The sequence below is a fragment of the Pseudomonas sp. P5_A12 genome (assembly GCF_056400685.1).
This window is the reverse complement of record NZ_JBFUKU010000163.1, coordinates 1-12,861: the sequence shown is the minus strand read 5'-3', so window position 1 is coordinate 12,861 and position 12,861 is coordinate 1. Positions and strand designations below refer to the sequence as shown.

13 protein-coding genes are annotated in these 12,861 nt (G+C 58.0%); all 13 read right to left on the bottom strand.

The features are described from left to right. A partial coding sequence (locus AC1DSG_RS20030) for a PHP domain-containing protein (protein ID WP_477792433.1) occupies window positions 1–971 on the bottom strand: 971 nt, incomplete at its 3' end. A gap of 76 nt (window positions 972–1,047) precedes the next feature. Beyond that, window positions 1,048–1,674: a ribonuclease HII gene (gene rnhB, locus AC1DSG_RS20025; RefSeq protein ID WP_170219102.1), complete on the bottom strand. Its 627-nt coding sequence runs from the start codon at window positions 1,672–1,674 to the stop codon at window positions 1,048–1,050. 11 nt (window positions 1,675–1,685) lie between these two features. After that, window positions 1,686–2,816 (bottom strand): lipid-A-disaccharide synthase, encoded by a 1,131-nt coding sequence (lpxB, locus tag AC1DSG_RS20020; protein ID WP_477792432.1) that lies wholly within the window; start codon window positions 2,814–2,816, stop codon window positions 1,686–1,688. 2 nt (window positions 2,817–2,818) lie between these two features. Next, the gene (gene lpxA, locus AC1DSG_RS20015; RefSeq protein WP_477792431.1) at window positions 2,819–3,595 is read right to left on the bottom strand and encodes an acyl-ACP--UDP-N-acetylglucosamine O-acyltransferase; all 777 of its coding nucleotides are present in this window, start codon (window positions 3,593–3,595) and stop codon (window positions 2,819–2,821) included. Further along, window positions 3,592–4,032 carry a 3-hydroxyacyl-ACP dehydratase FabZ gene (gene fabZ, locus AC1DSG_RS20010; protein WP_128607522.1) on the bottom strand — a complete coding sequence of 147 codons (441 nt, stop codon included), beginning with the start codon at window positions 4,030–4,032 and terminating at the stop codon, window positions 3,592–3,594. Before fabZ ends, lpxA begins: the two co-directional genes overlap by 4 nt. A gap of 108 nt (window positions 4,033–4,140) precedes the next feature. Then, the gene (gene lpxD, locus AC1DSG_RS20005) at window positions 4,141–5,196 is read right to left on the bottom strand and encodes a UDP-3-O-(3-hydroxymyristoyl)glucosamine N-acyltransferase (RefSeq protein WP_477792430.1); all 1,056 of its coding nucleotides are present in this window, start codon (window positions 5,194–5,196) and stop codon (window positions 4,141–4,143) included. A 2-nt stretch (window positions 5,197–5,198) separates the two neighbouring features. Continuing rightward, window positions 5,199–5,702, bottom strand: coding sequence for an OmpH/Skp family outer membrane protein (locus AC1DSG_RS20000; protein ID WP_008028980.1), 504 nt, complete (start codon window positions 5,700–5,702; stop codon window positions 5,199–5,201). Between the two features lie 45 nt (window positions 5,703–5,747). Beyond that, window positions 5,748–8,138, bottom strand: coding sequence for an outer membrane protein assembly factor BamA (gene bamA, locus AC1DSG_RS19995; RefSeq protein ID WP_477792429.1), 2,391 nt, complete (start codon window positions 8,136–8,138; stop codon window positions 5,748–5,750). Between the two features lie 74 nt (window positions 8,139–8,212). Then, the gene (gene rseP / locus AC1DSG_RS19990; RefSeq protein ID WP_477792428.1) at window positions 8,213–9,565 is read right to left on the bottom strand and encodes a sigma E protease regulator RseP; all 1,353 of its coding nucleotides are present in this window, start codon (window positions 9,563–9,565) and stop codon (window positions 8,213–8,215) included. A 53-nt stretch (window positions 9,566–9,618) separates the two neighbouring features. Then, entirely contained in the window at window positions 9,619–10,809 is a 1,191-nt protein-coding gene (ispC, locus tag AC1DSG_RS19985; RefSeq protein WP_477792427.1) for a 1-deoxy-D-xylulose-5-phosphate reductoisomerase, read from the bottom strand. After that, window positions 10,806–11,612, bottom strand: a complete 807-nt coding sequence (locus AC1DSG_RS19980; protein ID WP_477792426.1) for a phosphatidate cytidylyltransferase — start codon at window positions 11,610–11,612, stop codon at window positions 10,806–10,808. The genes ispC and AC1DSG_RS19980 overlap by 4 nt, the downstream gene beginning before the upstream one ends. Then, a complete protein-coding gene (gene uppS / locus AC1DSG_RS19975; RefSeq protein WP_477792425.1) occupies window positions 11,612–12,367 on the bottom strand; it encodes a polyprenyl diphosphate synthase in 756 nt (251 codons plus the stop codon). Before uppS ends, AC1DSG_RS19980 begins: the two co-directional genes overlap by 1 nt. A 13-nt stretch (window positions 12,368–12,380) precedes the next feature. Continuing rightward, window positions 12,381–12,861 (bottom strand): ribosome recycling factor (frr, locus tag AC1DSG_RS19970; RefSeq protein ID WP_477792424.1); only part of this gene is annotated, 481 nt, incomplete at its 5' end.

Genomic DNA, 12,861 nt, shown 5'->3' with positions numbered 1-12,861 from the left:
ACGTAGACCTGACGCTTGGCCTCATAGTCTTCAGTGGTGTCCTTGGGCAACAGAACGGTCAGTCGATCCTCCAGACCATCGAAGGACACCTTGCGGAAATACTCATCGATGGTCATGCCATCGGGAATCGGGAAGTTGGGCAGGAAGTGCTTGCCCAGCTTCACTTCGATATTGCAGCGTTTGGCGATTTCGACCGTGTTTTCCAGCGCCTCGGGCAAGTCACTGAACAACTCGGCCATTTCCTCGGCGCTTTTGAGGTATTGCTGGTCGCTGTAATTCTTTGAACGCCGCGGATCGTCGAGGGCGCGGCCCTCACCGATGCAAACGCGGGTTTCGTGCGCGGCGAAGTCTTCCTGCTTGATGAAACGCACGTCGTTGGTCGCGACCAGTGGCGCGCCGATTTTCTCGGCCAGGGCCACGGCGCCGTGCAACTGCTCTTCATCGTTGGGACGACTGGTGCGCTGGATTTCCAGGTAGAAGCGATCCGGGAACACTGTCATCCATTCGCGCGCGAGGTTTTCCGCCTCGGCCGGGTTGCCACTGAGCATGGCCAAGCCGATTTCGCCCTCTTTCGCAGCGGACAGCATGATCAAGCCTTCGCTGGCTTCGGCCACCCACTCACGCTCTATGATGACCGAGCCATTGCGCTGGCCGTCGATGAAACCACGAGAGATCAGTTCGGTCAGGTTGCGATAGCCGACAGCGTTCATGGCCAGCAGACTGATACGGCTCAGCGCGTTGTCCGGATCCTTGTTCGACAGCCACAAGTCGGCACCGCAGATCGGCTTGATCCCGGCCCCCATGGAGGCTTTATAGAATTTGACCAGGGAACACATGTTGTTCTGATCAGTAACCGCTACGGCTGGCATGTTCATGCCGACCAGGGTCTTGACCAGCGGTTTGATCCGCACCAGACCGTCGACCAGGGAATATTCAGTGTGCAGGCGTAGATGAACGAATGAAGCCGGCATAGTGATCCTGCGTTATGTCATGAAAACAACAAGGCCCGGATTGTACCGGGCCCTGAGTAAAACATCAGCCTTGCGACTAACTCTCGATCAGACTTTCCCGCGCCTCGTACGCCAGACGCACCGGGGCGAACGAGCGGCGGTGAATCGGGGTAGGCCCCAGGCGGGCCAGCGCTTCCAGATGAACGGGCGTCGGATAGCCTTTGTGCCCGCCGATGCCGTAACCCGGGTAAATCAGTTCAAACGCCGCCATTTCACGGTCGCGGCTGACCTTGGCCAGAATCGACGCCGCGGCAATGGCCGGGACCTTACCGTCGCCCTGCACCACCGCTTCAGCGCGCATCGACAGTTTGGGGCAGCGATTGCCGTCGATCATCGCCAGTTTCGGCTGGATGTGCAGGCCTTCGACCGCGCGCTGCATCGCCAGCATGGTGGCGTGCAGGATGTTCAGTTCGTCGATTTCTTCGACTTCGGCCCGAGCGATGCACCAGCTCAGGGCTTTTTCGCAGATTTCGTCGTAGAGCTTTTCGCGGCGGGCTTCGGTGAGTTTCTTTGAGTCATTCAGGCCGAGGATCGGGCGGTTTGGATCGAGAATCACTGCAGCCGTGACCACGGCACCGCAGAGCGGGCCACGACCGACTTCGTCGACCCCGGCCACGAGGTCTTCGACTTCGGCGACCAGGGTGAAGTCCAGGCCCATCTGAATGCTGGTTTTGCTCATTGTGGTTTGCCGATCAGGTTCAGTACTGCGTCCGCCGCCTGATTGGAGGCGTCCAGGCGCAAGGTACGGTGGATTTCGTCGAAGCCGCGAGTTTGTTCCTTGCCATCTTCGATCAAGGGTGAAAGTGTTTGTGCAAGGGCTTCTACCGTCGCGTCGTCCTGCAGCAACTCGGGCACCAACAGGCGCTGGGCCAGCAGGTTCGGCAAGGAAACGTAAGGACTTTTCACCATTCGCTTGRGAATCCAGAACGTCAGTGGCGCCAGTCGATACGCCACCACCATCGGCCGCTTGTACAGCAACGCTTCAAGGGTAGCCGTACCGGAAGCGATCAACACCGCGTCGCACGCCGCCAATGCCAGATGGGATTTGCCATCGAGCAAGGTCAGCGGCAGATCCCGACCGGCCAGTAACTCTTCAAGCTGTGCCCGGCGTTCAGGGCTGGCGCACGGCATGACGAATCGTACTCCCGGACGCAAGGCGCGCAGGCGCTGGGCGGTGTCGAGGAACAACGCGCCGAGTCGGCCCACTTCGCCACCACGACTGCCAGGCATCAGTGCAACCAGCGGACCGTCCGGCAAATCAAGCTCAGCCCGCGCGGCGGCGCGATCAGCCTCAAGCGGAATCGCATCAGCCAGGGAGTGCCCGACAAACCGCACCGGCACGCCCTTCTCTTCATAGAATTTCGCTTCGAACGGGAACAGCGTCAGCATCAGGTCGCAGCCTTCGCGAATCTTCAGCACGCGCTTCTGCCGCCACGCCCACACCGATGGGCTGACGTAATGCACGGTCTTGATCCCGGCCTGACGCAGCTTGAGCTCGATATTGAGGTTGAAGTCCGGGGCATCGATACCGATGAACACGTCCGGTTTTTCGGCGATCAGGTCGGCGATCAGCTTTTTGCGACGCGCCAGCAGTTCACGCAGTCGCCCCAACACTTCCACCAGGCCCATGACCGATAGCCGTTCCATGGGGAAGTACGAGGTCAGCCCTTCGGCCTGCATCAACGGGCCACCGACACCAATAAATTCCACCGCCGGATGCTGAATCTTGAGTGCACGCATGAGGCCCGCGCCCAGAATGTCGCCGGAAGCCTCACCCGCTACCAGCGCAATACGCAGATTAGCCATGATTAACGGGTGATGCCGCGAGTCGAAGACTGGATGGAATCACGGAACACCGCGACTTCCGGGAACTGATCCGAAGGTTCGGCGAGTTCGGTGAGCGCTTGCTCGATCGTCAGCCCCTGGCGATAAACCACCTTGTAGGCACGACGCAGTGCGTGGATCGCGTCTTCGCTGAAACCACGACGACGCATGCCCTCGAAGTTCATGCTGCGGGCCTCGGCGGGGTTACCGAATACCGTGACGTACGCTGGAACGTCCTTGCCGATGGCAGTCCCCATGCCGGAAAAGCTGTGGGCGCCAATGTGGCAATACTGGTGTACCAAGGTGAAACCGGAGAGGATCGCCCAGTCTTCAACGTGCACATGCCCGGCCAACGCAGTGTTGTTGACCAGGATGCAGTGGTTGCCGATAACGCTGTCGTGGCCGATGTGGGCATAGGCCATGATCAGGTTGTGATCGCCCAGAGTCGTTTCCGAACGGTCCTGAACCGTCCCGCGATGAATCGTCACACCTTCACGGATGACGTTGTGGTCACCGATGACCAGACGGGTTTCTTCGCCTTTGTATTTCAGATCGGGCGTATCCTCACCTACCGACGAAAACTGGTAGATGCGGTTGTGCTTACCGATTCGGGTCGGGCCTTTGAGAATCACGTGTGGCCCGATCACTGTTCCCTCGCCGATTTCCACACCTGCGCCGAYGATCGACCATGGGCCGACCTCGACGTCGTCGGCCAGAACGGCCGTCGGATCGATGATTGCGCGAGGGTCAATCAAACTCATAGCTTGCGTTCCGCGCAGATGATTTCAGCGGAGCAGACTGGTTTGCCGTCGACCGAAGCCTGGCATTCGAACTTCCAGATCTGACGCTTGCAGCTCAGGAACTTGGCTTCAAGGATCAACTGATCGCCCGGCAGCACTGGCTGACGGAAGCGCAGCTTGTCAGACCCCACGAAGTAGTAAAGGGTGCCGTCCGCCGGTTTCACGTCGAGCATTTTGAAACCAAGGATCCCGGCAGCCTGAGCCATCGCCTCGATGATCAGTACGCCTGGCATGATTGGATGCGCAGGGAAGTGACCATTGAAGAACGGTTCGTTGATGCTGACATTCTTGTAGGCGCGAATGCGCTTGCCTTCAACATCCAGCTCCACTACCCGGTCCACCAGCAGGAACGGGTAACGGTGAGGCAGGTATTCGCGAATCTCGTTGATGTCCATCATTTCGGGGGGAAGCCTATGTAAAGATTGGGAGCGCGCGACTGACACACGCCCCTCTAGCAAATCAAGCAGGCAGTCTAACGGCTGTGCACACTTGATATGGAAATGGTATCAGCCATCTGATGAATCATTACCGTCAGGGGTCACTTCCCCTACACGCTTTTCCAGCTGTCGCAGACGCCGCGCGATGTCATCGAGCTGACGGATGCGAGCCGCGCTTTTGCGCCACTCGGCTGCTGGCTGCATTGCCGTACCGGAAGAATAGGAACCCTTTTCGGTAATCGAGTGGGTCACCATGGTCATCCCGGTGATGAAAACGTTGTCGCAAATTTCGATATGTCCCACCAGCCCTACACCACCAGCGAGCATGCAATGCTTGCCAATTTTGGTACTGCCGGAGATCCCCACACAGGCGGCCATGGCGGTGTGATCACCAACCTGAACGTTGTGAGCGATCTGGATCTGGTTGTCGAGCTTCACACCATTGCCAAGAACGGTATCTGCCAACGCACCGCGATCAATAGCGGTATTCACGCCAATTTCCACATCGTCACCGACCAGCACACCACCGATCTGGGCGATTTTCTGCCAGACACCTTTCTCGTTGGCAAAACCGAAACCTTCGCCACCGAGCACGGCACCTGACTGAATGACCACTCGTTTGCCGATGCGTACGTCGTGGTACAGCGTGACCCGCGGGGCCAGCCAGCCACCTTCACCAATCTCGCAGCGGGCACCGATGAAGCAATGAGCACCAATGGTCACACCCGCGGCAATACGCGCACAGCTTTCGATCACGGCAAAGGCGCCGATGCTCGCCGCAGGATCAACTACCGCGTCCGCTGCCACTACCGCTGTCGGGTGAATACCGGCAGGCGCCTTGGGCTTGGGATCGAACAAATGGGAAATACGCGCGTAGGCCAGATAAGGATCAGGCACCAACAGTGCATCACCGGAAAAACCTTCGGCATCAGCGGCCTTCAGCAACAATGCTGCGGCCCGGCTGTCTGCCAGGTATTTACGGTATTGAGGGTTTGCGAGAAAGCTCAACTGAGCTGGGCCAGCCTCTTGCAAAGTGGCCAGCCCAGTAATTTCTTTCTCCGGGTCGCCACGTAGCGTGGCGCCGAGGAACTCGGCCAACTGGCCGAGCTTTATAGTCGCTGTCATGATTACTTCAGCTGATTCATGCGCTCGATAACCTGGCGAGTGATGTCGTACTGAGGTTTGACATCAATCACTGCGCCACGCTCGAAGACCAGGTCAAAAGCACCTTTCTTGATGACTTCTTCCACAGCGCTATCCAGTTTCGGCTTGAGCTGCTTCAGCATTTCACGGTCGGCAACAGCTTTGGCTTCGTTCAGTTCCTTGGACTGGAACTGGAAGTCACGAGCCTTTTGCTTGAACTCGAGCTCAAGGCGCTCACGCTCGCCTTGCTGCATCTTGTCGCCACCGGCCATCAGACGATCCTGAATGCCTTTGGCACTGCTTTCCAGCGTCTTGAGCTTGGTCAGTTGCGGACCAAACTTCTTCTCGGCATCCACGGCGTATTTCTTGGCCGCATCGGATTCCAGCAGAGCCATCTGATAGTTCAGAACGGCGATTTTCATGTCGGCAAAAGCCGGACCTGCTACCAGTACGGTTGCGAGGAGAACCAATTGAGTCAACTTACGCACGATGCACTCCTACAAAATCCATTGTCGTTATTTTGGGTCAGACGCTTAGAACGTCTGGCCAAGAGAGAATTGGAACACTTGAGTTTCAGAGTTATCCGGTTCTTTTACCGGGAAGGCCAGTGCGAAACTCAGCGGCCCCAGCGCAGTAACCCATGTAACACCTACACCCACGGAGCTGGCCATATCGCTGAAGCTGACATCGTTACATTGCGTATTGGACTTCGACTGAGGGTTGGTATTGGTGGTCTGCTCGCACTTGGAGTCGAACACATTACCCACATCCCAGAATACGGAGGTGCGCAGGGAACGTTGATCCTTGACGAACGGCAGCGGGAACAGAAGCTCTGCACCACCTTGAATCAGGACGTTGCCGCCGAACGGCAGTGGATCCTGATCCGGGTCAGCAAGAGTGCCTGCGTTACCGGTTTCGTTCACGCCACGGCTCGGCGTACTGCGGGGGCCCAAAGTAYTGTCCTTGAAGCCACGCACCGAGTTGAAACCACCAGCGAAGTAGTTTTCATAGAACGGCAAGCCATTGGTCGAGCCGTACCCATCGCCATACCCCAATTCAGTGTGCAGGCGCATGGTGTAGTTTTCAGACAAAGGCTGGAACAACTGACCACGGTAATCGAGCTTGAAAAACGACAGATCGCTGCCCGGCACGGTGACTTCCGCCGTCAAGCTTTGAGAATGACCACGGGTCGCCAATACGCCTTTATTCAGGGTGGACTCGGACCAGCCAGCCGACGCCTTGAAGTTCAGATACTGATCGCCTTCAGTGTTAACAAAGTCGAAAATCTCGTCGACGGTGTATTGACCGGTCTTGATCTTGTCTTCCTGTGCACTCAGACCAAAGGTCAGTCGCGATGTCTCGCTGATCGGGTAACCGACGCTTACACCAGCACCCAGGCTGTCTACGGCATAGCTTGCTACGTCGACATCGAGATCATCGTAGTTGGTGGTGCGATAGAAAGCGTTGTAACCCAGGCTCACACCGTCAGCAGTCCAGTACGGGTCGACATAACCGAAGTTATAGCGGCTCTGGTATTCGCTTTTGGTCAAGCCGATGCTGACCTTGTTACCGGTACCCAGGAAGTTGTTCTGAGTGATCGAACCACCGAGGATCAGACCGGCACTTTGTGCGAAGCCAATGCTGGCCGTGATCGAACCGGAAGCCTGTTCTTCAACGCCGTAATTCACGTCAACCTGGTCATCGACACCTGGCACAGCCGGGGTTTCGACGTTCACTTCTTTAAAGAAGCCCAGGCGCTCAAGACGCGTCTTGGATTGATCGATCAGGTAGGTCGAAGCCCAACCGCCTTCCATCTGGCGCATTTCGCGGCGCAGCACTTCGTCTTCGGACTTGGTGTTGCCACGGAAGTTGATACGGTTGACGTAAGCACGTTTGCCCGGATCCACAGCGAAGGTGATGTCGACGGTATGGTCTTCATTATGGGGCTGAGGCACGCCGTTGACGTTGGCGAAGGTGTACCCCTCGTTACCCAGGCGGCGGGTGATCAATTCCGAGGTGGTGGTCATCAGCTTGCGCGAGAACACCTGGCCTTTCTGAACCAGCAGCAGGGAAGTGATCTGATCTTGCGGGACTTTCAGGTCACCGCTCAGCTTGACGTCACGAACGGTGTACTTGTCGCCTTCGTTGATGTTGACGGTGATATAGACATGCTTCTTGTCCGGGGTGATGGACACCTGGGTCGAAGCGATATCCATATTGATATAGCCACGGTCCAGGTAGTAGGAGCGCAGACGCTCCAGGTCACCGGAAAGCTTTTCACGCGCGTACTTGTCGTCGTTCTTGAAGAACGACAGCCAGTTGGTGGTCTTCAGCTCGAACAGGTCGATCAGGTCTTCTTCAGGGAAGACGGTGTTACCCACCACGTTGATGTGCTGGATAGCCGCGACGGTGCCTTCGTTGATGTTGACCTTCAAGCCGACACGGTTACGGGGTTGCGGCACCACTTCAGTGTCCACAGTGGCCGAGTAGCGACCTTGGGCGACGTATTGGCGTTGCAGCTCGTTACGTACACCTTCAAGGGTAGCACGCTGGAAGATCTCGCCTTCAGCCAGACCGGATTGCTTGAGGCCTTTCATCAGGTCTTCAGTGGAGATCGCCTTGTTACCTTCGATCTCGATACTGGCGACCGACGGGCGCTCGACTACCGTGATGACCAGGACGTTGCCATCACGGCCCAGCTGGATATCTTGAAAGAACCCGGTTTTGAACAACGCACGAGTGGATTCCACCAGGCGACGATCATCCGCCTGTTCACCGACGTTCAACGGCAAAGCACCAAAGACGCTACCCGCGGAGACCCGCTGGAGGCCATTGACGCGAATATCAGAGATAGTGAAGGACTCGGCGTGAACTTCGGCGATCATCAATACGGTGAGAACCGCAGTTAGCAGCAGACGTTTCATGAAGTCCTTTCTTATTCCAACTGGCAATAAACAAACTGCCGCAAAATGCGGCAGATTCGCAATTCAGCGAAGTGTTACAGACGGCCCAAATCATTGACCAGAGCGAGCAACATCACCCCGACCACCAAACTGATACCGATCTGTATCCCCCAACCCTGCACCCGATCCGACAAGGGACGACCACGCGCCCACTCAATCAGATAAAACAACAGATGCCCCCCATCCAGTACAGGAATGGGCAACAAATTCAGAACCCCCAGGCTAATACTCAGATATGCAAGGAAATTCAGGAAGTCAGCAACGCCCGACTGGGCAGAAGCGCCCGCCACTTTAGCAATGGTTATCGGTCCACTCAAGTTTTTTACCGAGAGCTCACCGAACAACATTTTCTTGAGCGAATCGAGGGTCAGTACGCTCATGGTCCAGGTGCGGCGTGCACCCTCGCCAATCGCGGCCACTGGGCCGTAACTGACTTCGCGAATCATCTCTGGCGGCCAATCGACCGCTTTCACCCCAGCGCCCATATAACCGGTAGGTGCCTTGCTCTCGCCACGAGCGGCCAGCGTAACCGGGACGTCGATTTGAGCACCGTCGCGCTGGACGCGCAGCATGATTTTGGTATCCGGATGCATACGGACGGTGTCGACTACCTGCTGCCAGTCATCCAGCGCCTTGCCATCGAGAGCCAGCAACCGGTCACCGGTCTTCAGACCCGCGGCCTGCGCCGGCCCTTTCGGATCGATCTCGGCCAACACGGGAGGCAGCGCCGGACGCCACGGACGAATACCCAACGAACGAATCGGATCCGGTTCGTCAGCCCCCTTGAGCCATTTATCCAGCGCAAGCTCGCGAGGAGAGTCCGTGGTGGAGCCCTGCTCACGCACCAATAATTGAAGTGAACCACTCTCGCCAAGACGACGAACCAGTTGCAGATTCACCGCCGCCCAGCCGGAAGTCGGCTCACCGTCAATGGCAATGATTTCCTGACCCGCGCTCAATCCGGCCCGGGCAGCAATACTGCCGGACTCGACTGCGCCGATGACCGGCCGCACCTGCTCGGTGCCGAGCATCGCCAACGCCCAGAAAAACACCATTGCCAAGAGGAAATTGGCGATCGGACCTGCAGCCACAATGGCGATACGCTGACGGACAGATTTGCGATTGAAGGAATGCTCGAGCTGATCGGCCGGCACTTCGCCTTCCCGCTCATCGAGCATCTTCACGTAGCCACCCAACGGAATGGCAGCCACGACAAACTCAGTACCCTTCTTGTCGTGCCAACGCAGCAGCGGCATGCCGAAGCCTACGGAGAAACGCAGCACTTTGACCCCACAGCGACGTGCGACCCAGAAATGGCCGAATTCGTGGAAGGTAACCAGCACACCCAAAGCCACCAGGGTGCCGACAATCATATAGAGCGCGCTCATCTACTTTCTCCGCAATCCTATTCAGTGCCGCATGGACCAACGTATTGCAGCACTTATCGCCCGTGACGACTCAACCATTGCCCGGCCAGAACTCGCGCCTTCGCGTCGGCCGTAAACACCGCCTCGAGATCAGCCACCGCAACGACAGGCTCGAGGTTCAACACTTCCTCGATAATACTCGCGATTTCCGGGTAGCGAACCCGCCCGTCGAGAAACGCCGCAACAGCCACTTCATTCGCAGCATTGAGCATCGCCGGCGCGCTATTACCAGCCTCCGCAGCCTGACGCGCAAGGCGCAGGCAAGGGAAACGCTCTTCATCGGGGGCCTGGAAATCCAGACGCGCAATGGCAAACAGGTCCAGCGGCGCCACGCCCGAGTCGATACGCTCCGGCCAGGCCAGGGCGTTTGCGATCGGCGTGCGCATATCCGGATTGCCCAACTGGGCCAGCACCGAACCATCGATGTAGTCGACCAGAGAATGAATCACGCTCTGAGGGTGAATCACGACTTCGACCTGAGACGGCTTGGCGTCGAACAACCAGCAGGCCTCGATCAACTCGAGCCCCTTGTTCATCATGCTGGCCGAATCGACCGAAATTTTGCGCCCCATAGACCAGTTCGGATGAGCACACGCCTGGTCAGGGGTAACATGCGCCAGTTCGGCCATTGGTGTCTGTCGGAACGGACCACCAGAGGCGGTCAGAAGAATCCGACGCACGCCGACCGCACCAAGCCCACGGGCGAAATCCTGCGGCATGCACTGGAAAATCGCGTTGTGCTCACTGTCGATCGGCAGCAGTACCGAACCGCTTTTGCGCACAGCCTGCATGAACAGCGCCCCGGACATCACCAGCGCTTCTTTGTTAGCCAGCAGAATTTTCTTGCCGGCCTCGACCGCCGCCAGGGTCGGACGCAAGCCCGCCGCGCCAACGATGGCCGCCATGACTGCATCGACTTCAGGATCGGAAGCAATCTGACACAGCCCCTCCTCCCCCACTAGCACACGAGTCGAGAGACCAGCAGCGCGCAAATCATCCTGCAAGGCTCGGGCAGCACTCGCTTGCGGCACAACAGCAAACCGCGGCGTATGACGCACGCACAAGGCCAACAGCTCGCTCAGGCGAGTGAACCCGCTCAAGGCGAAAACCTGGTAACGCGCCGGATGACGAGCAATCACGTCGAGGGTACTCAGACCAATCGAACCGGTCGCCCCCAGGACAGTAATCTGTTGTGGGCGGCTCACGGTGCGGCCATCCACAACAGCACGGCGAACACCGGAATCGCAGCCGTCAGGCTGTCGATTCGATCCAGGACACCACCATGCCCCGGCAGCAGGTTGCTGCTGTCCTTGATGCCCGATTGACGCTTGAACATGCTCTCGGTGAGGTCACCCACCACCGAAATGAAGACGATTACTGCCGCACCGATCAACCCCATCAGCATCTGGGCGAAACTCCAGTCGCGCACTAAACCGACACCCGCCGTAATCACCAGACTCAACAGCAAACCGCCGTACACGCCTTCCCAGCTCTTGCCAGGGCTGACCTGCGGCGCCAGCTTGCGCTTGCCAAAGGCACGCCCGGAAAAGTACGCGCCAATATCGGCACCCCAGACCAACACCATCACCGCCATGATCAGCCAGTTCCCCAGGGGCTCCTGCTTGATCTGGACCAAGCCTTGCCAGGCTGGCAGCAGGATCAGCAAACCGATCACCAGTTTACTGGCGGCGCCGGCCCAGCGCTCGCTGGAGCGCGGGTATGTCAGCACCAGATAAGTCGCCACACCCCACCAGAGCACTGAAGCGCCCAGCACCCAAGGCGCCAACCCCGGCAGGATGTACATGACAAACAGCATCAACGCGACGACAACGGCAAAGGCAACGCGAATCGGCTGAGCAGTGAAGCCGGCCAGCCGCGCCCATTCCCAAGCGCCGAGCGTCACTACAAACCCGATGAACAACGCAAAGCTGGAACCTTCAAGCAGGAAAAACCCGCACAAAGCGATCGGCAGCAGGATCAGTGCGGTGATGATTCGTTGTTTAAGCATTAAACCCGGGCTCCAGCCTCGACCTGCTCGCTCGTTTTACCGAAGCGGCGCTGACGAGAAGCGAAATCGGCCAGCGCGTTTCGCATGGCGTCGTGTTTGAAGTCCGGCCAGAACAGGTCGGAGAAGTACAACTCGGCGTAAGCCAGCTGCCACAACAGGAAGTTACTGATGCGGTGCTCGCCACCGGTACGGATGCACAAGTCCGGCAACGGCAGATCGCCGGTCGCCAGACAGGTTTGCAGCAATTCAGGGGTGATGTCTTCCGGACGCAGATGCCCGGCCTGAACCTCCCGTGCCAGACGCTGAGCGGCCTGCGCAATGTCCCACTGACCACCGTAATTGGCGGCGATCTGCAGGATAAAGCGGTTGGCACCGGCGGTCATCGCTTCAGCTTCACGCATGGCAGCCTGAAGCTCGGGATGAAAGCGCGAGCGATCACCGATGATGCGCAGACTGATGTTGTTTTCATTGAGGCGCTTGGCCTCGCGACGCAATGCCTTGAAGAACAACTCCATCAAGGCACTGACTTCATCTACCGGGCGCTGCCAGTTCTCACTGGAAAAGGCGAACAAGGTCAACACCTCAACCTTGGCCTCGGCGCACACCTCGATCACCGCACGAACCGCATCCACGCCCGCTTTATGCCCGGCGACACCCGRCATAAAGCGCTTCTTCGCCCAGCGATTATTTCCATCCATGATGATCGCGACATGGCGCGGCACCGCGAACGGCACAGTCTGCTTGATCTTTTCCATGAAAAGGCGACCCTTATACGGCCATCAGGTCGGCTTCTTTCTGCTTGGTGGCCGCATCAATGTCAGCCTCAGCTTTGTCAGTCAGCTTCTGGATATCAGCAGCAGCACGACGCTCTTCGTCTTCGCTGATTTCCTTGTCTTTGACCAGTTTCTTGAGGTCACCCAGGGCATCGCGACGAATGTTGCGCACGGCAACACGAGCATCTTCAGCTGCGCTACGCGCCTGCTTGGTGAAGCCCTTGCGGGTTTCTTCAGTCAGGGCAGGCATGGAGATCAGCAGCAACTCACCCAGGTTGGTCGGATTGAGGTTCAGGCCAGCACTCTGGATCGCCTTGTCGACGGCCGCGAGCATGTTGCGCTCAAACGCGACGACCTGCAGGGTCCGGGAGTCTTTTACCGTGATGTTGGCCACTTGGGTAATGGAAGTGTCTGCGCCGTAATACGGCACCATCACGCTACCCAGAATGCTTGGGTGGGCCTTGCCGGTACGAATC